Annotated in this window: 22 protein-coding genes and 1 pseudogene; 13 read left to right on the forward strand and 10 right to left on the reverse strand. The window is 43.0% G+C overall.

Features of this window, described 5'->3' with window-relative positions:
- Positions 1-6 precede the first annotated feature (6 nt).
- Entirely contained in the window at positions 7-675 is a 669-nt protein-coding gene (gene tenA / locus OCV44_RS19140) for a thiaminase II (protein WP_139685211.1), read from the forward strand.
- A 71-nt stretch (positions 676-746) separates the two neighbouring features.
- Positions 747-1532, forward strand: a complete 786-nt coding sequence (thiM, locus tag OCV44_RS19145) for a hydroxyethylthiazole kinase (protein WP_139685212.1) — start codon at positions 747-749, stop codon at positions 1530-1532.
- Positions 1533-1684: 152 nt separating this feature from the next.
- Here thiM and OCV44_RS19150 read toward each other — a convergent pair whose 3' ends face one another.
- Positions 1685-3628: a methyl-accepting chemotaxis protein gene (locus OCV44_RS19150; protein WP_139685213.1), complete on the reverse strand. Its 1944-nt coding sequence runs from the start codon at positions 3626-3628 to the stop codon at positions 1685-1687.
- 259 nt (positions 3629-3887) lie between these two features.
- Between OCV44_RS19150 and thiE the strand changes: the two genes are divergently transcribed.
- Positions 3888-4505, forward strand: coding sequence for a thiamine phosphate synthase (thiE, locus tag OCV44_RS19155; RefSeq protein ID WP_139685214.1), 618 nt, complete (start codon positions 3888-3890; stop codon positions 4503-4505).
- Positions 4506-4632: 127 nt separating this feature from the next.
- Here the strand turns inward: thiE and OCV44_RS19160 are convergent, their stop codons facing one another.
- Complete coding sequence (locus tag OCV44_RS19160; RefSeq protein ID WP_065104613.1) at positions 4633-4977, reverse strand: thiamine-phosphate diphosphorylase; 345 nt, start codon at positions 4975-4977, stop codon at positions 4633-4635.
- A 418-nt stretch (positions 4978-5395) separates the two neighbouring features.
- Positions 5396-6298 (reverse strand): LysR family transcriptional regulator, encoded by a 903-nt coding sequence (locus OCV44_RS19165; RefSeq protein ID WP_139685215.1) that lies wholly within the window; start codon positions 6296-6298, stop codon positions 5396-5398.
- 139 nt (positions 6299-6437) lie between these two features.
- On the opposite strand from OCV44_RS19165, the gene OCV44_RS19170 reads away from it, so the two are divergent.
- The 5 genes and pseudogenes from OCV44_RS19170 to OCV44_RS19190 all read left to right on the forward strand — a co-directional run bounded on the left by OCV44_RS19170 (position 6438) and on the right by OCV44_RS19190 (position 10121).
- A complete protein-coding gene (locus OCV44_RS19170; RefSeq protein WP_139685216.1) occupies positions 6438-6875 on the forward strand; it encodes a PACE efflux transporter in 438 nt (145 codons plus the stop codon).
- A 140-nt stretch (positions 6876-7015) separates the two neighbouring features.
- Positions 7016-7494, forward strand: a pseudogene (locus tag OCV44_RS19175) (DUF2955 domain-containing protein); the annotation flags it as partial.
- Positions 7495-7516: 22 nt separating this feature from the next.
- Entirely contained in the window at positions 7517-8617 is a 1101-nt protein-coding gene (locus OCV44_RS19180; RefSeq protein ID WP_139685217.1) for an AI-2E family transporter, read from the forward strand.
- Complete coding sequence (locus tag OCV44_RS19185) at positions 8618-9274, forward strand: potassium channel family protein (protein WP_139685218.1); 657 nt, start codon at positions 8618-8620, stop codon at positions 9272-9274.
- 253 nt (positions 9275-9527) lie between these two features.
- The gene (locus tag OCV44_RS19190) at positions 9528-10121 is read left to right on the forward strand and encodes a hypothetical protein (protein WP_139685219.1); all 594 of its coding nucleotides are present in this window, start codon (positions 9528-9530) and stop codon (positions 10119-10121) included.
- A 239-nt stretch (positions 10122-10360) separates the two neighbouring features.
- Here the strand turns inward: OCV44_RS19190 and OCV44_RS19195 are convergent, their stop codons facing one another.
- Positions 10361-10570 (reverse strand): hypothetical protein, encoded by a 210-nt coding sequence (locus OCV44_RS19195; RefSeq protein ID WP_004731601.1) that lies wholly within the window; start codon positions 10568-10570, stop codon positions 10361-10363.
- A 970-nt stretch (positions 10571-11540) separates the two neighbouring features.
- Between OCV44_RS19195 and OCV44_RS19200 the strand changes: the two genes are divergently transcribed.
- From OCV44_RS19200 to OCV44_RS19215, 4 genes are all read left to right on the forward strand, one after another.
- Positions 11541-12473: a siderophore ABC transporter substrate-binding protein gene (locus OCV44_RS19200; RefSeq protein WP_139685220.1), complete on the forward strand. Its 933-nt coding sequence runs from the start codon at positions 11541-11543 to the stop codon at positions 12471-12473.
- A 99-nt stretch (positions 12474-12572) separates the two neighbouring features.
- Positions 12573-13526, forward strand: a complete 954-nt coding sequence (locus OCV44_RS19205) for an ABC transporter permease (protein ID WP_139685221.1) — start codon at positions 12573-12575, stop codon at positions 13524-13526.
- Positions 13519-14469 (forward strand): iron chelate uptake ABC transporter family permease subunit, encoded by a 951-nt coding sequence (locus OCV44_RS19210; RefSeq protein ID WP_139685222.1) that lies wholly within the window; start codon positions 13519-13521, stop codon positions 14467-14469. Before OCV44_RS19205 ends, OCV44_RS19210 begins: the two co-directional genes overlap by 8 nt.
- Before the next feature lie 12 nt (positions 14470-14481).
- A complete protein-coding gene (locus tag OCV44_RS19215; RefSeq protein ID WP_139685223.1) occupies positions 14482-15246 on the forward strand; it encodes an iron ABC transporter ATP-binding protein in 765 nt (254 codons plus the stop codon).
- 200 nt (positions 15247-15446) lie between these two features.
- Here the strand turns inward: OCV44_RS19215 and OCV44_RS19220 are convergent, their stop codons facing one another.
- The 6 genes from OCV44_RS19220 to OCV44_RS19245 all read right to left on the reverse strand — a co-directional run bounded on the left by OCV44_RS19220 (position 15447) and on the right by OCV44_RS19245 (position 21479).
- Positions 15447-16265, reverse strand: a complete 819-nt coding sequence (locus tag OCV44_RS19220) for an ETEC_3214 domain-containing protein (RefSeq protein ID WP_139685224.1) — start codon at positions 16263-16265, stop codon at positions 15447-15449.
- 9 nt (positions 16266-16274) lie between these two features.
- On the reverse strand, positions 16275-16727 hold the full coding sequence (locus OCV44_RS19225; RefSeq protein WP_139685225.1) for a hypothetical protein: 453 nt from the start codon (positions 16725-16727) through the stop codon (positions 16275-16277).
- A gap of 9 nt (positions 16728-16736) precedes the next feature.
- A complete protein-coding gene (locus tag OCV44_RS19230; protein ID WP_017102533.1) occupies positions 16737-17960 on the reverse strand; it encodes a murein transglycosylase domain-containing protein in 1224 nt (407 codons plus the stop codon).
- Between the two features lie 21 nt (positions 17961-17981).
- Positions 17982-18956, reverse strand: a complete 975-nt coding sequence (locus OCV44_RS19235; RefSeq protein WP_139685226.1) for an LPP20 family lipoprotein — start codon at positions 18954-18956, stop codon at positions 17982-17984.
- Positions 18956-19603, reverse strand: a complete 648-nt coding sequence (locus tag OCV44_RS19240) for a hypothetical protein (RefSeq protein ID WP_139685227.1) — start codon at positions 19601-19603, stop codon at positions 18956-18958. Before OCV44_RS19240 ends, OCV44_RS19235 begins: the two co-directional genes overlap by 1 nt.
- A 67-nt stretch (positions 19604-19670) precedes the next feature.
- Positions 19671-21479, reverse strand: coding sequence for a caspase family protein (locus tag OCV44_RS19245; protein WP_246091772.1), 1809 nt, complete (start codon positions 21477-21479; stop codon positions 19671-19673).
- 392 nt (positions 21480-21871) lie between these two features.
- Here OCV44_RS19245 and OCV44_RS19250 point away from each other — a divergent pair, with 392 nt between their 5' ends.
- A complete protein-coding gene (locus OCV44_RS19250; protein ID WP_139685228.1) occupies positions 21872-22846 on the forward strand; it encodes a DHH family phosphoesterase in 975 nt (324 codons plus the stop codon).
- The last annotated feature ends 92 nt before the right edge of the window (positions 22847-22938 follow it).

The raw sequence follows: 22938 nt of genomic DNA on the forward strand, positions 1-22938 counted from the left end.
AATCTCATGAAATACCAAGACTTAATCCAAGCTTGTCAGCAAGATTGGCAAGACTACACCGAGCATGATTTTGTTAAAACGCTGGCAAACGGCACACTTGCTCAGCCGTGTTTTCTGCATTACTTGAAGCAAGATTTTTTGTTTTTAAAGCAGTATGCCCGTGCTTATGCATTGGCAATTTACAAGGCAAAGACACTGGCTGATATGCGCCGTGCACTGCCAAGTGTTCATGCTCTGCTAGATTCTGAAATCTCTCACCACGTGACTTACTGTGGTCAGTGGGGTTTAACCGAATCGGATTTAGAAAATGAACCTGAAGACTTCGGCACAGTTGCTTACACGCGCTACGTTCTAGATGCGGGTATGACAGGTGATCTTGTCGACTTATATGCGGCACTGGCTCCGTGTTCAATCGGTTACGCTGTTATCGGTAAAGCGCTGTTAGAAAGCAGTGATACTGTATTGGAAGGCAACCCATACGCGAGCTGGCTGCAGCTTTACGGCGGAGAAGAGTTCCAGTCTGGCGTGGAAACTGGCGCAGAGTATTTCAATCAGCTACTGGCTGAAATTGATATCAACAGCGAGCGCGGTCAAAACATCGTTCATATCTTTAAAACCGCAACGCGTATGGAAGTGGCTTTTTGGCAGCAAGGGCTGAATGCACTTAATGACTAATCACGGCTAAACCTTGTCGCTAGCCAACCTGCAGCGGCTTAAAACCGACTTTCACGAATAAGGATTTATCCATGCTAACTGAACAAATCATCCAATCGTTGCGCGCAGTACGAGAGCAAAAACCACTGGTTGTGAACATCACCAACTACGTCGTGATGAACAATACGGCCAATGCGTTATTGGCGATTGGCGCTTCGCCTATCATGGCGCACTCGCAGCAAGAACTGGCTGAGATGATGTCTTTCTCTGGCGCGCTTGTGATCAACATTGGCACGCTCGACAGTGTTTGGACGCCAAGAATGTGTTTTGCTGTTGAGCAAGCGAACGCGAACAACAAGGTTGTGGTGCTTGATCCTGTGGGTTGTGGCGCAAGTACGCTGCGTACCGAGACTTCTCGTGAAATCGCACGCTTAGCCGACAAGTTGATCATTCGTGGTAACGCGTCTGAGATTATCGCGTTAGCGGGTGAGCAAGCACAGAGCAAAGGCGTTGATGCGCTAGATAGCAGTGATGCAGCATTAGGCGCAGCGCAATGCTTAGTGGCTGAATACGGCGCGAATGTGGTGATTTCTGGTGAGACGGATTACGTTGTTACGAAAGACAGCGTGGTGACGTTAAACAATGGTCACTCAATGATGCCGTATGTGACGGGCATGGGTTGTACCTTAACGGCATTGACGGGCGCATTTGCTGCTGTTGGTGATGAAAGTGGTTTGGCTGCTGCGGCTGTGTTGGGTGTGGTTGGTGAAATTGCTGCTGAAAACTCACGCGGCCCGGGTAGCTTGCAAATGAACCTGCTTGATGAACTTTATCAATTAGATGAAGAGACTCTGATTCGACGTCTGAAGATTCAGTAGATTCAAACAAAATTCTAAGTTCTAAACTAATAGCTCGTAACTTAAAGCTCTTATTTTATAGCTGTTAACGTAAAGAAGGCCCCCGACACATATGTGTCGGGGGCCTTTTATTTATGACTCGAAACTTGCCTGCTGTGTTAAAGCCGATTTTGCTAGGTTCTAAATCGATTCACTTGGCTCTCTAAGTGATGAGCAACTTCGGTTAAGTCGCTCGCTGCACCTGAAATGCTGCTGACAGACTCTTGGTTGCTTTGCGCGATGGTATTGGCACCTTGCGCGTTCTCACCCAATGATTTGGTTAAGCAATCTTGCTCGTCGACAGATACTGCGATCTGGCTGTTAGCCTGATTCAGATCTTGGATGTGTTGGTTGATCACATGTAAGTTCTGAGAAGCTTGCTGTGCCTGAGTTGAAGCATCTGAAACCGTGCTGTGGCTCTCTTTGATCGACTCTAACGCATCTTTAGCGCCACGTTGTAACGAGGTGATGAGCTCATCAATTTGGCTAGCTGAATCTTGGGTACGCTTAGCGAGCGTTCTTACTTCATCGGCTACGACAGCAAACCCACGACCTTGTTCACCTGCGCGCGCAGCTTCGATAGCCGCGTTCAATGCCAGTAGGTTGGTTTGCTCAGAAACGCCTTTGATTACTTCAAGAATGGCGCCAATATTCATCGACTCTTTGTGTAGGTCAGTCACTTTTTGGCTGCTCACCTGCATGCTTTCATCGGCGCTGCCAATTTCATGCAGTGTTTTGTCTACTTCTTTGAGTCCCATCGCCACATTCTCGGTGGCTTGGTTGGCAACTTGAGACGCGTGGTTAGCACTTGCAGCAATTTCTGATGTGCTTGAAGCCAATTGATCAACGGCAGAAGAGATGTTGATCATTTCACTGTTCAATTGTGTTGCATTGGTCGAGCTGTTGTTTGTCACTTGATTGAGTGACTCCGACATCTCACCAATACGCACGCTAGAGCGGTTCACTTGGCCAACAATATCGCGCAGAGATTCAATGGTGATCTCCATATTAGTCAGCAGTTCACCAATCTCATTTTTGCTCTCAATGTTCACTTCCACATTCAGGTTGCCCTGAGAAAGCTCATTGGTGATCTGTTTAACTTGTGCGATGCCTTTGGTGATAGAGCGAGTCACCAAAACGGCGCTCGTCATGCCAATAACTAAAGCGACACCCGTTAGCAAGATGATGATTTGAACTGAACGTTTTTCACTGGCTTGCAGTACTGGCGTGAGTGCTTGCTTCTGTTGCTCTAGAATACTTTGAGCATCCGCGACCGCGACAGCCAAGCTGTCACCAATCGAGGCAAGCGTTGCAGTTCTTTGCGTGTTCTCGATCATCTGCTGATGAACTTGTTCAAAGCCTTTTGCATACGCTTCGCGCTGGTTAGAGAAGTCTTCAATAAGCTCGCTTTGGTATGGAGATGATTTGAGAGACTCAATGTCGCCTTCAATACCCGGCAACGCGTATTCAAAGATATCTTTACCCGCTTCATAGGTTTTTAGGTCGTTGTTGTTTGAGTAACTCAGTACAGTGATCTTGGCTGCGAGGAAGTTCTCCATCAACATACCCGCGTATAAGCTCGCGTTTGGATCATTGTTGTTGTACGACTCATACAACAAGCTTTGCGCGGCTTTGAGGGCGTTGGTTTCTCGTTTGACCATCTCGACATTCACCAATTGGTCGATGAGCAGCTGGCTCTGTTTCATTGAGCCATAAGCCGTGTCAAATGCCGCCACGCTGTCTTGCACTAATTGCAGGCTAGCTAGGCTATCGGTTTTGGTAGTGGTTTGAATTAAGTTGTTCAGAAGGTCATCAATCGCGAGTTTACTTGATTGATAATTTACTTCGTATTGCTCATCCAATGACTTTAAATAACGTTCAGAGGCTAAGCGCATCTGCAGAAAATGCACTTGAATGTTGCCTGACAGTGTCGCTTTCTGGCTAAGTACACTGTATTGACTAAAGCCGTTCGACAAGGTTTGGATACCTTTGTAACTCACAAAGCCTGAAATGACGAAAAAGAGCAAGCAGATGGCATAACCTAGCTTGATCTTAAACGCTATAGAAAGGTGGCGCATAACTATCCCTATATTTAGCTGATTCCTTCACTGCGAAGTATTCCATAAAACAGTGTTCTGGGCAGGCTTAAGTGAATACTTTGTGTAATAAGTAACGCTTTCGTTAAAAAGTTCGTTTTTTTAACACTATTTCAATGGGTTGCATATTGGGTGGGGCGTGCTTAATTGAGCTAATTTATTATTAACTTCCATGCACATGATGCGAATTGTCGGTAAAATGGTAGAAACGCAATTTAGACTCCGACTCCAAAGGCACGATATGAACCCTTATAAGCTCTACTTAGTAACGGATGACCAACAAGATTTAGAAACGCTTAAGTTCGTGGTTGAACAAGCGGTCGCTGGTGGTGTCACTATGGTCCAAGTGAGAGAGAAACATGGGGATGTGAGAGCTTTCATTGAACGAGCACAAGCTGTTAAGTCGATTTTGGCAGGTTCTAATGTGCCGTTGATTATTAATGACCGAGTGGACGTTGCGTTGGCTGTGGATGCTGACGGCTTGCATTTAGGTCAATCAGATATGCCTGCTGAGTTAGCCCGTCAGTTGATTGGCCCAGACAAGATTCTTGGTCTGTCGATCGAAACTGAGCAACAGCTTCAAGAAGCCGATAGTCTGCCGATCGATTACATTGGCCTCAGTGCGCTTTTTGCCACACCGACTAAGACGAATCTAAAGAAACATTGGGGTTATGATGGCATTCAAATGGCTTTGGAGACCACAACGTTGCCGATTGTCGGTATTGGTGGAATTAACGAATCGAACATCCCGCAGTTAGTCGAGAGCGGTATTCATGGGTTAGCACTGGTATCTGCGATATGTCACGCTGAAAATCCAAAACAAGCGACGCAGGATCTGTTGGCTCTAATGGGAGAGTGAAGGGGTGTCTGCTAGAAAACAAATGAGGTTAACCATTTGTTTTCTAGTTAAACAACGGGGTCATAGATAGACTAAATTGACCTATCGATTGAGCTTTTAAGACAATTTATTGAATACACAGTTTGGTTTACTGAGCGCATAGAGCAACAGTACCGATGATCATAAGAACGATCGCGGCATACCAACCGTATTGTGCGGTCTTATTAGCAACAAACACTTTAATGTAGTTGAGTTCTTCATGCGCCATTGCAATGAAGTCCGTGTAGTTAATCGATAACTCACGGCTCGCTTCTTTCAAATCTTGCTGAAGTTTGTTGAAAGCCTCATCGATGAAGCCTTTTGTTTCTGAAACAGACGGAGTAGCAACCAAAGTTAAGCTATTCCATACTGCCATACGCGATTCATATTCGCTTTCACTGACACAATTAAGTACGCGTAAATCATACTCTCGTTTGTTACGCTCTTTACCCATTTTCTCAGGGCAAATATTTCTTAAAACGTTCACGACAAATTTTCCAAAAGGTTCATTTAGATATAAAAAAGCACTCAAAGAGGGCTCATAAACTGGGTGCGAATCAATATTCAAAAGTGATCTATTTGAAGCTTTCACAAGTGGTTGCAGGGCAGGGGCACTTATGTGGGAGATTTGAAGTTGGGTCAGTGGTGTTAAAGAGCGATTTGGTTTTGTCGATATCAGTTTGATAAGACAACCCCCTTGGGATCGCATACTAGTTATGTCACTTTGGGATATCAACTAGGGTGTTTTATCCACACGACAAAGAAAATTATCGGCACAAAAAGTGGAAATGAGGTAGTGCTGGAGAAAACACCACCGTCATTGATTTAGGATTCAGTTGCTAAAATAGGCTGAATTCAAGAATTGGGGGAGATTAGTTGGCTTGCCACTGATTGTTCTCTAATGAGTGGCCTTTTAGTTTTTCAAGTAAACTTGTTAACACTGGGCCATTGATATGACTGCGAGACACTAAGCAACCCACTGGAGTAATCCAACCACCATGCTCGTGTGCCACTGGCAGTGCTACGAGATCGCCTTTCTGAATCCCTTCCATCACCATCATTTCAGGCACATTTGCCCACCCTACGTTCTGTTCAACGAGATCGATGATCGTTTTGTGGTTGTTGGCATACCAAAGCATGGAGCTGATGCCATAGGTGAACCACAATTCGCGCTGCTTCGAACTACGATGCACACATTGGCGGTAGCGTTTTAGGTCTGAGTCTTGAACAACGGACATTTGGCTCAGCTCGTGCGTGGCAGAGCTAACCGTAAGAAAGCGTGCTTGGCCCAGTAAGAAGAAGTCCATATCCACTTTAAGTTCACCATCCGCATAGATGATACCTATCTGCGCTTTGCCACGTCTCACCAAATCTTCAACATCGAAGGTTGAAGTGGTGATGATATCGAAGTGTGTGATTGGGAATTGATCGGCTAGAGAGCTGATTATCTTAATGAAATTCTTATCTATGATGCTCTCATCAATGGCAATGATCAGTTCGTGTTCATCTTCTTGTGTCAGCGATTCTACTTTTTGGTCGAAGTACTTTTGTTGGTCGAGAATCGCCTTAGCGACAGGCAATAACGCTTTACCTGTGTTGGTCAAAACGGGGATGTTTTTCTCGCGGTTAAACAGCTCTTGGTCGATGGCTATTTCTAGGTTGGCGATCGATTGGCTGACACCAGACTGAGCGCGTTTCAGCTTGCGTGCCGCCGCCGAAAAAGAGCCACTTTCACACACAGTGACGAAAACTTTTAGTTGCTCAAAACTGTACATGCTATCTCTCGCTCAAAACCAAATTGGGGTGATAATGTTTAGGCTATCACTAATCGTGATGGCTGTTAACTTTCTCTTATTATTTTCGATGACATAATCCGAGCTAATCCAACCCATACTAGATTATTTAGAGGAATGTATGAGTACGTTAGAAAGAGTGTTCCACTCAGTGTTATTCGAAGTTTTGGCCGTAACACTTTCAATTATTGGTTTAGCTATATTTACCGATCACGATGTGAATGCATTATCAGGAACCATGATAGTTGTCGCCACTATCGCTATGATGTGGAATTACTGTTTTAACTGCATTTTTGATCGCTACTTTACGGGTGAAAAATCTCAGCGTTCACTTAAGCTGAGAATATTCCATGTGGTTTTGTTTGAAGCTGGCTTGTTGATAGCGACGATCCCTGTGATGGCTTTTTTGCTTAATGTGGGGATTTGGCAGGCATTCTTAATGGATATCGGCGTGACCATTTTTATTACCATTTACGCGTTTGTGTTTAATCTGATTTACGATCATGTGAGATCGTTCTTGGTGCACAGATCTTTCGCGGTTAAATTTGGAGCGAGCTAAAAGTGGTCTTAATCCTGGCGAGGGAGAAATAACCTCGTCATTCTAAGCTCATCTCCGTCAACACTCCCTCAAAAAAGCGCAAAACGCTTTTAACCGATCCTTCGGGAAGCGTTTTGCTTTTTAGTGATGCAACGTTATAGGCTTCCCGAGCGATGATTATCTCTTATCCCGTTGTGTGCTTTTTTTTATTTTTTAGATATCTGAAGCATTGTTAACTATGATGTTTATTGCGTTGCTATTGTTAATGATTACTTCAGAAAAATCAGTCAAATTAAGTGCATTTCTGGTGATCAGCAATGGCATTGGTGGCTTACTTGCGATAGCGGCTTTTTCAATCCTTTCGATTGTTCCTAATATTATCTTCTACTCTTTATTCATAGGCTTGGTCGCTATTGTGATTGCTAAGAAGATCTACACGGTTCCCGAAAAAGCACCGATTTTCGCCACTGCATTCAGTACCTTGCTAGTACTTGTCGGTAGCACATTGATGAGCTCCGGCGATATCGATAGCAACACTTTTGTTCGCATATTCCAATTATTGCTAATTGGCATATATATGATTTTGGCCTCTTTATTCCTAGAAACTCGGAATTGGAAGTTTCTACAAAATCAGCATTAATTTTGTCTAACAAGGACGTCTCATGAAGTTAACCGACGATTTTTCAAAACAGGCGATAGACGCTGCCATCAAAATTGCAGCGATTGCTATGCTCGTCTACTGGTGTTTTGCGATTTTACGCCCATTCATTCTATTGGTTATTTGGGGGGCGATCATTGCGACTGCGCTCTATCCAGTCGCTGTCGCCATTTCAAATAAGACGGGAATGTCGAAAGGTAAAGCCAGTGCATTGCTGAGCTTTATTGGTGTGATTCTTCTGTTTATTCCTTTGGCGGCGATTTCTTCTGGTATCTACACCAGCGCTTCTGATCTGATGACAGGGCTTCAAGATGGCACATTGTCATTACCTAAACCGAAAGAGTCCTTACAAGATATTCCATTCATTGGGGAGAAGGTGTATTCAGCCTTGGTAGCTGCCTCCAATAATATTGAAGGCACGTTCATAAAGTATGCTGACGAACTGAAACAGTTTGCGACGAAAGCGGCTTCTGTTCTTGGATCGTTAGGTGGTGGCTTTATTCAGTTTATTATTTCTACCATCATTGCTGGCGCATTTATGAGTAACGCCGATAAGTGCCAAACAGGGATCACTCACTTAGTGGCTCGACTAACCGATGGCAAAGGTGAAGAGTTGGTACAGTTATCTAAATCAACGGTACGAAGTGTCGTGCAGGGTGTGATAGGTGTTGCTGTGATTCAATCCATTATGTCAGCAATTGGTTTAGTGGTTGCAGGCGTTCCTGCGGCTGCGTTTTGGGCATTAGCTGTTCTGCTGATTGCAATCATCCAACTTCCGCCGATTCTTGCTTTATTGCCTGCCATTATTTATATGTTCAGTGTTGAATCGACGCTAGCGGCGAGCCTGTTCTTAGTGTGGTGTATTTTGGTCAGTGGCAGTGACGCTATTTTGAAACCGATGCTATTGAGCCGCGGCTCTCATATCCCAATGTTGGTTATTCTACTGGGTGCACTGGGCGGAATGGCGATGTCAGGAATCGTTGGTCTGTTTGTTGGTGCTGTGATACTGAGTTTAAGCTATGAGCTGATGATGGCATGGCTTGGACTTGAAGAGAAAAACCAAGAAGAAACTGAGAAAAAACCAGCAGAGGCAGAGGAAAAATAGATGAAGCCAGTCTCTAAAGACGACAACTTCTACTTCTTATTCTATGCACTGTTGGTGTTGTTTTTTGGTTGCGCGGTGATGCAGCAGTTTTATCCGCAAGGTCAAAAGACCATTCTGTTTTTGATCATTATTACTTTGGCTGTTTCGATAGTGGGAATACATAAAGAGCGAGCCTTGTATCGCTCTTGGTATGGTCTGCTATTGATAACCGCTACGGTGTCGGGAGTATTCTCGTTTTTGGAGGACTATAACCTTTCGATAGTGACGTTAACGGCATTGGCGGTGTTTCTGTTCTCACACATTTATTCCGCTCTCAAACAGGTGATGAAAGCAAAGACGGTGACACCCAACCACATTGTCGGTTCTATCTGTATTTACTTGTTGCTGGGATTCGCTTGGTCGACTATCTACTTATTGATTTTAGAAATTTTCCCTAATGCATTTAACGGGTTAGAAGAGCAAATCTGGCTAACCAACTTGTTCAATGCGATGTACTTTAGCTTTATCACCTTGACCACGGTTGGCTATGGCGACATATCACCGGCTTTGCCTATTGCTCAATTCTTTGTGTTCATGGAGTCCATTATCGGCAGTTTCTATTTAGCCATCATGGTCGCGAGCTTGGTGAGCATTCGACTTGCACAGTCTCAATCTTAAGTGCAATCTTTTTCATTTAAGTACCTGTATAAGTTAGAAGTCTGTTTTGTTGGAACAGGTGTAGTATGGATTTTAATCGATGATCAGTTTTACCATTTAACGCCATATGGATTAATAACTAGCCAAAAGATAACGTGTTGAGAGAAATTAAGTACGTAGCTAGATGTAACCTATCAAGTTACCGAAAAAACGAGGTTATATAGTGGTATGATCGCGAGCTCAGCACCATAAGTGATAAAGAATAGGAAACAGAATGACTCACCTTACCGACCAGCAAGAAGCTGCAATGGCGACGTTTAAGGAAAACTTACACCTTCCAAATGGTGGTTTTCACAAACTGATTATCGAGCTAAGTAAGGAATTTCAGCTGCCTTTTCAAAAGGTGCGTGGCGTTTTAAAGAAAGCTCAAAAAGATGTTGAGCGTCAAATTCGTGAAGATATTGAGAGTGTTGATGGTGGGGTTCTTAGCCAAGCGAATTGGTTGAGCATCATTAAGTCAAAGCTTATCGAACTGGCGGAAGATAACCAAACGGTGATGGATAAGCTGCAACTCAATCTGAAATATCAAAAAGTGTTGTCGGCAACCAATGGTTCAATCGCAAGTGAAGACGAGCGTGACGAATTGATTGAAGAGTTGATTCAAGCTTATGAGAAAGAGGTGTTCAAACCTTTACTGGCGATGCTGCATACAACAAAGCTGTATTGGAAGTTAATGCTGGTGGATGAGACATGTAAGATGAATGAGGAAAATCGTGAGAAGTTCAGTGATTACCCTCAACACATGCAAGCTGCAGAACACTTATATACTTTGGATCAGAAGTTAAGGTCGATGCCGTTAACTTATTAGTCCATGAATGCACTGATAATGACGCATTGGTGATTCAGAGTTCGATATAAGTTGGTTTTAATAGAAGTACGATAACCTAGCTAGCGTTAGCCGCGTGTGAAATGCAAAAAGGCTAGGTTTCTGATCTGTTTTACTTCTACTCTATTTTGTTCTGCTAGAGCGAATTGAGGGTGACATCTTTGACTTTTTTTATATCTGTCGAACTAGACGGTGTTTCTTTCTGTAGCCGATGGGAAATGCTATAGGAGTGTGAAATGTCCTAGGGTGTTTCCGTTGCCTGAAACGATAGTTCCGATGCTTTCTCGTTCATTAAATTCAAAGTCGATGAGATAACTATGATGTTGTAGCTTGGGCAATATGTGGCGGTGGAGTATATCGCTATTGAGCTGTCGAATCTCGGTGACCCATGAAATCTCTTCTTTGTGTAAGTCTATTTTAATCTTGAGCATTTATTACCTTTTAGTTTATTGACTGTTTTTTCGCGTGATAGTTGGTACCAATGGGTTTGTCTTGTTGTTCTGCGTGACATAACTGTGCCTTGTGTTTATTACATTTATATTTAATAAGTCGATCTATTTTGAATTCGCTAAAAAGAAAGCAAATGACGAATAGAACGGTAGTGGGATCTGATTTAAAAGCTATTGAATGACTATCTAGGTGAAAGCTGACGCAGAGATGGTGTAACGAGGGAATCGAGAACTGTCTATGTGGAACTTGGACTTACTTTAGCATTAACAGCTCTATAGATTAGAGCTAAGTGGCGAACTATACGCCTAGTTTTTAAATTTACAACCCTATTTTCAATTAAATTCAAAAATATGTTTGATTGATTTGCCATCGCTTACTGAAGGTTAAATGAGCGAAGGTCAGGGGATTCACTATGATGCCTGACTGATGTTTGACTTTGCTCCGCTTCGTATCCTTTGTCATTAGGGCTTTTAATTGATCAGCTAATTTAGTGATCGTTAAGCCTCTGTTATATAGGGTCTTTACATTGTAAATTGTGATTCTTCACTCTGGGGTTGAGCGTTGTAATTTTGGGGTTTGGCGTTGTGATTACAGGGTTTTCGCGTTGTAATTGCAGGGTTTCGGACACTTTTCCCCATCAGTTTTTTCTTCAGATTGATGATCATTTCCCTCTTCGCGTTTTTTGCTATTTCTGTTTCCTAATATCTCTCCTGACTACGAAAAATATGAATACTCACTTTTACATTTCTGAATAATAAAGTTGTTGTGTCGCTAATTTAACGCAAATATAATTGATAATAGTTCTCACTTGCGTTACAAGTTTGTTGTCAAAGCAATGACAGACTTTAAATTATCGTTATTTAGCCGTTGTGTACGCCCCATGCTCATCTATGAGTAATGTGACTTTTATTGTCATGAGTGGTGGTTTGTATCCATGGCAAAGGAAGACACATGAAGAAAACAATCAATTCAGTTCGCCAGTTATTGGGTGGGCTTGCTATCGCTCTTGCATCATCATTGATAATGACCGCTCAAGCGGAAACAATCACTATTGAACACGTAAAGGGCACGGCGCAGTTTACCGAAGTACCACAGCGCGTTGTGGTACTTGGCTTTGGTAGCTTGGATGTGCTTGATCAGATTGGTATACAGCCAGTTGGCGCGCCTCACAGCCTAATGCCTGACTACCTAGCTTCGTACAAAGATACGACGGCAAATACGGGCTCATTGAGTGAACCTGATTTTGAAGCTATCTACATGCTGAAGCCTGACATCATCATTGCCGAAAACCGTATGCTTAAGGTTTACGATCAACTAGCAAAAATAGCTCCGACCATCATGTTCTCTATTGAAGGTGACAAATACTGGGCTGATGCTCAGCAAAACTGGCGCGCGCTAGGCAAGCTCTTTGGTAAGCAAGCTAAAGTAGAAGCGCTCATTAAAGAGACTCAAGCTTCTATCACGGCGGTTAACGACAAAGTCGCGTCTGACGAAACGTCAGCAATGATGCTAATGAACAACGGCAACAACATTGCGATGTTCAATAAGGGCAGTCGCTTCTCAATCATCTTTGATGACTTTGGCTTTGTGGAGTCAAAGAGTGCGACAGTGGCTCCAATCAAAGGGACACACGGTAACTTAATCTCGTTTGAATACATTGCTGACGCAAAACCTGAAGTGCTTTACGTGCTTGACCGCGAAAAAGCGATCGGTAGGTCAGAAGGGCGCGCACAACAGCTGTTTGACAACCCACTGGTTGCGGCAACACCAGCAGCGCAGCAAGGCAACATCGTTTACCTTGATTCAAGTGCTTGGTATCTGGTAGGTGGCGGCGTAACAGCGATTCACAGAATGTTGGGTGATATTGAACGTACGATTCAATAGTTACTAATCATCAGATTCTCGGGCTTATAAGAGTGTTCTTATAAGCCTTTTTTCACTTTTTTATACGGTCTCCCCGATCCTACCTTTAGTATTACTTCTATGTTGAAACCCATTGCAGCTGCTGTATTTCTTGTTGTGTTATGCGTTGCGTCATTAATGATTGGAGTCGCTGAGATCAGTTTTAGCGATTTTTTCAATGGCAACCAACACGCCAACTCTATTTATGTTGTTAGTCGGATCCCTCGACTGTTCGCGATTGTGCTTGCCGGTGCTGGCTTGAGTGTTGCTGGCTTGATAATGCAACAGATTGTTCAGAATAAGTTTGCTGCGCCTTCGACGATGGGCACGATTGATTGCGCCATGCTTGGGTATATAGTCGGTATTCTGGTGCTGGGCAATGCAGCGCAATGGAGCTATTTAGGTTTCATTTTCGCGTTTGCGGTTTTCGGCACCATGCTATTGGTCCGCTTTCTACAACACTTGAAGTTCAAGAATGCGGTGTTGGTACCTTTGATTGGCATCATGTATGGCAACGTTATTTCCTCTCTAACAACCTTTGTCGCTTACAAATACGATTTAGTACAAACCATGTCGGCTTGGACGATGGCGAACTTTGCGAGTGTATTGCAAGGCAGCTATGAAATCCTTTACCTCGCGGTTCCTGCATGTGTGTTGGCTTATTACTTTGCGAGTCAGTTCAGTGCGGCAAGTATTGGTGAAAGCTTCGCAAAAAACATTGGCCTCAATTATCAGAAGATCGTCTTCATTGGTGTTGCATTGGTTGCTATCTGCGCCTCTTCTGTGGTGATGATCGTTGGTGTTATCCCATTTCTTGGCCTTATCGTGCCGAATATCGTGTCGTTGATGATGGGCGATAACATGAAGAAAATTCTGCCTTGGACAGCCTACTGGGGCGTGATCTTGGTATTGGCCTGCGATTTGTTAGCTCGAATCGTTATCTTCCCTTACGAGATTCCAATCTCAATGGTAATCAGTGTCTTTGGCGGCTTGATTTTTATCTACCTGATCATGAGAGACAAGTCGAATGCGTGATTCAGTAAAAATTGCGATTCTGGCTATCGCGTCTTTGGGTATGGCGGCAGTATTTGTGGGGCAGGGACTTACGTCGGATAACTACGAGTTCTTCTTGTCTTTGCGACTACCCAAACTTCTGTCGATTGTGTTGGCGGCGGTGGCGATTTCTGCATCGTCATTGGTTTTCCAAACCATCACTAATAATCGAATTCTAACCCCATCCATCTTGGGCTTTGACAGTTTGTATATGCTAGTTCAAACGGTGCTTCTGTTTGTGTTTGGCAGTACCAGTTTCTGGGTGATTGATTCAATCGCAAACTTTTCATTGTCTGTGACTGTGATGATCTTGTTCTCGTTTGCGTTGTTCCATTTTTACTTCAAGAGTAAGCGAAACAACGTATTTACACTGTTGTTGATTGGTATTGTGTGCGGCAGCGTATTCTCTAGCTTAGCTAACTTCTTGGCAATGTTGATTGACCCGAACGAGTTTGCCGTGCTGCAAAATGTGATGTTCGCGAGCTTCAATAACGTGAAAGGTGAACTGGTTTACCTCAGCCTTATTCCACTGGGTTTGAGCTTGCTTGGCCTGTGGTTGTTGGCTCCCAAGCTTGATGTGCTTTGGCTTGGTGTTGATAACGCGACAAGCTTGGGCGTGAACACCAAGCGATTGACTCAGATTACCTTGGTGATTGTGTCTGTTATGGTCGCAGTATCGACTGCTTTGGTTGGCCCTGTGCTGTTCTTTGGCTTAATCACCGTGAGCTTAGCTCGTCAGATATTCAAATCTTATCAACACCGTGTGCTTATTCTCGCGAGCAGCTTGTTAGCGATCGTGCTATTGGTTTCAGGCCAATGGTTTATCGAAAAAGTGATGGCTTTTGAAACCACAGTGAGCGTGATCATTAACTTGGTCGGCGGTTTGTATTTTATGTTCTTGTTGTTACGCACCAGAATTCAGTAAAGGTAGTAAGTAGTGATTAAATTAACAGGTTTAAGTAAGAAGTATGGCAAGTCACTCGTGGTTGATGATGCCAGTGCTATGTTCCCTAAAGGAGAAGTGACTTCTATCATTGGCCCAAATGGTGCGGGTAAAAGTACGCTGCTTTCTATGGCGAGTCGCTTAACAGAGAGTGACGCGGGTGAAGTGGTCATTGGCGATAAATTATTGGCTGAATGGGATACCAAAGAGTTGGCGAAACACCTTGCCGTGTTAAGACAATCAAACAACATCAATATGCGATTTACGATTCGTGAGTTGGTCTGTTTTGGGCGTTTCCCACACTCTCAAGGCCGCTTGAAAGACGAAGATCATAAGATCGTCGATACAGCGCTAGAGCACCTTGGCATTACCGATATTCAAAACAAATACCTAGATGAGCTGAGTGGCGGTCAGCGTCAAATGGCGTTTATCGCGATGGTTGTGGCGCAAGATACAGATTATGTGTTCTTAGATGAGCCTCTTAATAACCTGGATATTAAACACTCGGTTGAAATCATGCAGACGCTTCGTCGCTTAGCACATGAGTTTAATAAAGCGGTGGTTATTGTGATTCACGACATCAACTTTGCTTCTTGTTACTCAGATAATATTGTCGCGATGAAAAAAGGCCAAGTGGTCAAGTCGGGCAAGGTTTCGGAAGTGGTTGAAGAGTCCGTGATGGAGTCTATCTACGAGATCCCATTTGAGATTCGCGAGTTCGATGGCGTTCGAATCTGTATGTACTACTCTGGTCGCTAATTTACGGCATCGCTGTGCTATTTGAATCTCTAGTGACTGAACTGAAAAGAGCTCCTACGATATGAGGAGCTCTTTTTTTTCAGTTATTGGCACTTTCGAACATTTGCTCAGTTCTAACAAACTCGAAGAGTTCATCAATGTACGTAGAACCAATCGAATCAGATATACACATTACCGATTATCAATGACCAACGCTGCTGTTAATCAGTGATTAATTCATATTCAAGTTTGGTAAGAATTGCAGGGGCGAGTGATTCTAAATCGACTGTCGTATACCCATAAAAGTTTGGCCTGATTTCACTACGTAGTTTAGTTAGAGAATCTTTTGTATTCTCTTCCATCATCAATTTGTCATTAAAATCAGCGAGTAACTTGAGTTGTTGCGCAGAGAGAGGGGATAGGTATTCGCTGTAACCACCGACAGAGCTGTATAACAGTTCATAGCGACCACCTTCTGCTTCTTCAATGTAATAATTCCCTGAACGCGCAATATTGGATATGGCAGCATGTTCTGTTGTCGAGTTAACGAAGTTGGTTTCCAAATAAGTGGCGCTGCCTGCGTGGTAGTTCACATCAGCGATAAACCCCGGTTTAGGGAAAATGAGAAAAGCATCTATTGTGTCGTTGGATGTTATTGCAGAAAGAATAAACTTACTGTCTTTGTAGTATTTTATCTGTACCTCACCATTCGACATCTTGGTATAAACCGGAGAGCCAAATGTCTCTTCTAAAATGCCACTGGAAGCACGAATATAGACTTTAGAAAGGCGCTCGTTAGATGGAGCATCTGAAAAGTTAGAAATTAAGAGGTCCCAACCTTTGCTTCCCATATCAATAGCATCGTTGAACTGACCACCTGCGATGATCAGCGCAATGATGGCAAGGATAGAGTTTGGTGTCTTCTCTCTCATTATTTCAAGAAAATCTTTTTGATCTTCATTGGGAGCTTGTTGAGTTAAAGATATGCCTTCTTCTGGTGCTGTTTTATCAACAGATGAAGGTAGAGCTTGTTCTGACATGATAAAACCTTATTCAGCAACAATTTGAGGTGCTCGTGCAACCACACGGGTACATAAATATTCTTCGACATCTTTTTCTACAGAAACGCTTTCTGTTACCCAGGTAAACTTCATTAACTGGTTGGTTAGTTGTTTTGTGGTCGATTTAGCGGTTACGGTTGTAGTCACAACATTGTCTTTACGATCAGCTGTTACAATCTTCTTTTTCTCCGAGGTTCGATTTGTATCGAGCTCTTTTTGCACCATGGCTTCGAGAGATGCGGCTAGCGATGCTCTCGCCTCCATTGAAGCGATGTCCATATCAAGCGTCATGTCTCCCATACTTTCAACACAAGCAACACCCGCGATTAAGCCTTCAGGCAAATCAAATTGTGGGTTCATGCGCCAGCTAGGAAATTCGGAGTTAGCGGCTGCTTGAAATGACAATGTAGTAATTGCAGCGATAATTAGAGTCTTTTTCATGTTTTATCCTTAAATCATATTCTTTTCGTAATTAACTTCTGCTTTACTTACTTTTTTCAAGTAGTTACGAGTTTCCGCAGCAGAATGCTTTTGTTGGATAGTTTGGAATACTTGTTGTGGTTCAAGCTGGTTAATATTCTTGATTGCAACTGAGCGTTTGCCACCGAAAATGTGATAGATTGGCCCCATACCTCCGTTGTAAGCCGCTGTTATGCAGTACTTTAAGCTCTCTTCATTGGTAACGCCTTTGAAGTAGCGAGATCGTAGTAAGTGCAAATAAGCGGTACCGACCTCAATGTTTTTTTCGGGGTCGAATAAGTATTCTTTATTCAGTAACTGCTGTTCACCAAATAGGAAGTTTGTCGCATCTAATCCTGCGGAACTTGGGACAATTTGCATCAGGCCAAAGGCAGGAACATGTGAGGTTGCTGTAGGATCGAAAGCGCTTTCTGTTTTGATGATAGACAGGATAAATTCAGGCTCAAGTTTGTATTTTTCTGCGTAAACTTCAACGGTATCAAAAAAGCGTTGTTCTTTACGATTAAGCCAACTTGGCGGAAAAGAAATAACGGCTTTGAGAACGGTATTGCCTTTACTGTCTTTGGCTTTGGTCACGGCCACAGTTTCAAGAGCCTTGTCTAACTCTTGAGCCTGAACCTTTGGTGTTTCGGAAACGGGTAAGAATGTCTTGTCACTGAGTTTCTCAACATTTGTTGCTTCAATCAGTTCAGAGGTATAAGCATCGGCTTGTTGGGCTTCGCCTATGGTCAGCTGAGACGTGCGCACGATCTCTTCTTTGAGTTCTTCTATTGAGGTTGTTTCACCTGCAATAGTGGTGACTTGAATCGTATTTTTCTCGAAGTTAACTTCACGCTTTATTTGTAGAGAGGGGCTGTAGCTGACCCACTTAAATTGGTCGCTAAAGGTAGGATTATCCCAAGATTCTGAAACTTTGATTTTAAACTTATCAAACTCTTGTTGAGCTTGCGCCACATATTGATCGAATTCGCAGTTCTTTTGCACTTTGTAAAGATCAAATTGGGCTTCACTGCAGAGTTTGTATTTTTCAAACTCATCTTTCGCTTCAAAAGGTTGATTGACAAAATGTTCGACGCTAGGGCAACTTTGTTCGGTAATTGAAAGTTCACACGCTTGCTGCAGCGTATCTGCAGATGCCCATCCACTAGAGATCAGTATCGCTAAAGGGGATAGCTGGCAAATTATTTTCTTCATATCTGTTCCTTGACCGAGGGGTTAACCTTTCTCTATCGAGAGTCGTTCCATGACAAAATCACAGTGCTCGAAATAGTTCAGGATCAACCCAAACCCTGGAGTGTCTGTTGATAAACGCGATTCATCCAATCGCTCAAATCGAGAGGTGTCTATTTTTGTAGGGCAGAGCAATGCGATATTGGTATCGTATGTCTCTTGTCCGTTGTTGAGCAGCGCTTCGATTCCGTCATACTGATTTCTATCTGGAAACTCGATAGAGTCGCCATCTGTGACTTGATGGTTTTCAACTAACACGCCTGTACTGCCATCTTCATAAACTTGAAACAAAGAGAGATAACCCGCTTGGTTTGAGTTGAGTTGAATAAAGTAATGGTCGCCAGCATTGAGTCGTCGCTTGGATGAGTGAATCTTTATACTTTCATCTGAATAGTTGAAAAATAGGTGGTTATACTTTGCTTCCGGTAGTATTAACTGGCCACTACTGTTGGAAAGCATCCAGCCCCCAGCAAACCGCTCGATATCTATATGCGGTAAGCATTGATGTTGTTCCACCCAATTTTGTAGCATGGTCGTTGTTGACCAGTATGGGTGTAATTCACTGTGACATTGTGATTTCTTTAACCAAGCAGAGAGCTTTTGTGCAAATGACTCGGGGTCATATTGAACTTGAACATAAAACTGGTTTTGCGATTTTTCACTGTTGATAATGGTGACGTTGTTTCGGAAAACTACATTGGATATGGACTCTTTATGAGAGGCCGCAGATTTTTTCAACTCGCCATTTTCGAAGGTTTTAGTACTGGTGGTCTTACTGACTATTCGGTTTTCAACACTTTTAGCCAGATCATGATAAGCCGCGTCTTTGGCTTGTTGATAAGTGTTGCCTTTGCCGAACCCATAGCTCAAGGTTGAGTCTGATGGCACCTCCCCGTACCAAGACGGGGAAGCGAAAGCACAAGCACTCGACAGGGAGATGATTAGCGCTAGTATTTTCATTAGTCTTCCGGTTGTGGCTCGGGAGCTGAACGCAATGCCCAAGAAAGGCTCGGCTCTGCATTAGCATCATATCTAACAACTGTGATCATGTTCCCAGCTTGTCCAGCAGTTGCAACAAACCTACCGTTTAAAAGTCCATAGTTTAGACTTGTAGGGTTTTTGATAATTATCTTATACGCATCCATTTGAGAAATTAGCCCATTATCTTTTGCTGGACCGCTCATAACTTGTAGGCTCGCGGAACCATTACCGAAGCATCGATTGCTACATGATAAACTCCATACAAGTCTCCCGTCGGGGGCGGTAGAAGGGCCGTCAACGTACCAACTTTTCCCATCTTCATCGAGGTAATGTCCCGCTCTCATTTGATTCGCACTTGCAAAAGCTACGGATTTTACAGAGCTCATGTTTTTGAACACAAGATTACCGTTTTTGTCGGCTGCAAATTGAGCGCTCATGTCAAAGAACTGGGTTTGTCCTGTATCTTTGTTGGTTACCGGAACGCGCAGCATGGTTACTTGATTACCAGCGCCTTGGAAATGAGCTCCCTGGAACGCGATATCTAGGTTAGAGTTCTCTACATCTGCAGCGAAAGCTGTTGATGAGATAAGAAGAGCGGATGTTGCTAAAAATGTTTTCTTAAACATGGATATAAGCCTTAATCAATGTTTCAAATAGGTTGTAAATTGAAATAGTTTTAAAAGAGACATGCTCTTAAAGTGACATAGTCTTGTTACCGGTAATTGTTGGATGTTGACGTTTTAAATCCCCCATCTCAAAAGAGGCAGATTTCACTTTGTCGTAAACATCTTGATAAAGCGTATTCACATCCTTGTTTCCCTCGATCATTGACTTCATGAGGTAGTAACTAAACAGGCGATGACCTTTTTCTTGGTACATATTGGAATACTCTTTATCGCGTCCCGCGGTGATCACGACCATACGCTCAGGATCGATACTGACTTTTTTCGGTGCCAGTCTGGAGGCGGCAACCCCTTTGATGACCGATACACCATCAGTCGCTCCACTGAAACAACTGTCTACCATAACGACTATCTTGCCTGCTTTACTCCTAGACAGTGTTTTGTAGAGGTTATCGAGTTTGAAAAACTCATCATCAGTTATGTAGTCAGGGATCTTATCTTGCGGGAGAATGTAAGGATCATTATCGGGAATCGCAGGGATACCGTGTCCACTGTAGTAGAAGTAAACCGTATCGCCTTCATCGACGTTGTCTAACATTAAACGTAACTTATCTTTAATCGCACCACTGGTTGCGTCACGGTCAATGAGTTCGTAGACGTGCCTTTCTGGAACACCCAGAACTTTTGTCGCGACGTCAGACATCACTTCACCACTGCTGCGCGCAAAGGCTACTTGATCTGAATTTGCGTAATCTTCGATAGATAGGTTGAAGAACCAGTTGGATGAGTTACTTTCCACAGGCACAAAGCCATTAAGTAGTTGCTTCAATTCATCAGAGGCGGTGTTGTCCGTTGCCGAGAGGCGTGAATCGACTTCAAACGCATCGATTAAGTTAGGGTTTTGCATCTCTAGCCCTGGAGTCGCGGCACTGCTTGGGCCACTGTTAAGAACCACACTCAGAGCTTCGGGCTGATAATTACTTTTAGCCACATCCCCTGAGAACATTACGTCATTGTAGTTGCCTTTTATATTTACGAGCTCTAGTTGATTCTCGTCATAAGAGTAGGTGAGTGCGAGGTCAAGGTTATTGATATTGCTGAAGACATCACGCGCCTGCTCAAGAGGTACATTTAGAATAATGTCTCGTTGGTAGTTCTGATTTGAGGCTTTAAATAACAGGTGCATTTGCTGGTTTTCAGCATCATAACTTTTTGTTGTGACGACCGGTTTACCCATTACATCCCTAAAGGCTTTAGCGACGAGTCGAGTCTTTTGCACGCCCAAGTTGCCCTTTCGAGAGTCTGCCCCTTCTTGTAGGACTCGAATTTTGGCATTTCGAGCTTCTACTTGTTGACGGTATTTAAGTTGTATAGCGGCTATCTGTTGTTGTCGTTCTATTCGCAATTTTTCGACGCGTTGATCAAATTGAGTTTTGGTTTCAAATTGATCTTTGACGATTTCTGGCGCTTTGGGCAGATCAGGCTCTCGAACTGGCGGTGGGATGTCTGAGCTGCTCAATGTGGTGTGTTGTACTTCGTATAAAGATGCGACAGCACCAACCAATGACATTGGGTCGTCAGATTGTATACATCCGATAGAACTCGTCATGTATTGTTGTTCGGTAGAGGATTCTTTCCCTGCGAATAGGTCAACATTATTGCTTGCTTTTTTTTGTCCACCGCGAGTGATGACCTTGCCATTCAGCGAGATAGGAGCATCAACTTGCAGCTCTCCGCCAAGTTGCCAAATATCAGGATTAGATGAACATACAGTTCCCTGTTTAGAGTGCGAAAATTCAAATTGATTGTCAGCGTTAGCAAAACTAAGAGTTGGTGCTAGCGCAAATAGCATACCTGTGACAATTCTATTCCGTGTCATTAGATAAGTCTTCCGTATGGCCGTAGTGTCAGATGAGCTCAAGACCATATAATCTAGTTGAATATCACTCAATAGCGCATTGATCGCAATGAGATATAAGTCAATGTTTGTTTTGTTAAATGTGAGCAAGTTTTAGTTAATTTGGGAGGAGTGTTTCTTAATTTGCTTCTATTTGAGAGGCTTAGGAGGGTGTTGTTCTTACTTTTAGAGCTCAATTGATTCGCTTTATTTATAAATGGTGGTGTTCTCATGTTAAAAATCATTACTCTTCTCTTAATCGATATCGGCGTTTTTATTGGAATTCAATATGGAGATGAGATGGTTAGTCAATTGGATAGTGGTACTGAAACTGTTCTAAATACAATAGAAAAGCTCAACGGTTAAGGTGAAGTATGTCTATTTTCTCATTTGACGATTTTCTGGAACGCCTAAAGGACTGTGAACGAATCATCATTCAAGCTCATGACTTTCCTGATCATGATGCGGTAGGCTCCGCTTTTGCTCTCGCTTATTTACTTAGGAAGAAGGGCTTTAAACCCCTCATTACCTATCAAGGCTTTATTGACCGTGTTTCTTTACATAATTTGATTGGGTGGCTTGATATTCCTATCGTTAAGTCACATCGATTAGATCTAAAACCCAATGATAAAATCATTGTTGTGGATGGCTGTATTGGTGAAAAAAACGTTACCGATTTACCAGGTATAGAAGTTGGTGTGATCGATCATCATCAGGTTAAAGCCCCCAGTTTCGTTTGGTTTTCCGATATTCGACCTAACTATGGAGCGACAGCTTCCATTATGGTTGAGTACTTTAATCATTACGATCTGCCTATTCCAGAGCGCGTAGCAACGGCTTTACTTGTTGGATTAACGTTCGATACGGCAAACTTTACCCGAGCAATGAATAAAGCTGATATCAAAGCTCTCTTTCAACTCCAAAGCTGTGCCGATATGAATATGGTAAATCGCATTTGTCGCAATCAAATCGAATATCAAGAATTAAAGTTATTTGATTCCATGTTTGAGGCTATAAGGAAAGATGGAAATTGCGCATTTGGGAGCTTACCAGAAGGGTGTCCCAAAAATATGTTGGGAGTGCTTGGCGACTTTCTATTGACCGTTGATGAAATAGATATAGTAGTGTTAAGTGCTCGTAGCCATGAGAGAACATTCGTTTCATTACGTTCTGAGTGCTCCAAAAATGACGTGGCTAAGGTGATAAAGAGAGCTCTGAATGATACAGGTGCTGGGTTTGGTGGAGGACACTCACATATGGCTGGTGGTGTCGTCAATCAAGTCTTTAATCACTCTAATGAACAAAGTTTTGTTTATGATCTAATTCGCCCTCAGTTGATTGTCGGTTGATTTTAAGCGAGTGTTTGTTGAAACTAATCGATGGTTTTTATCTGGTTCACATTCAAAGGGTGGATGCCGAATTTTTGACTGCTCATACTTCG

Source organism: Vibrio tasmaniensis, assembly GCF_024347635.1.
GTDB classification, from domain to species: Bacteria; Pseudomonadota; Gammaproteobacteria; order Enterobacterales; family Vibrionaceae; genus Vibrio; species Vibrio tasmaniensis.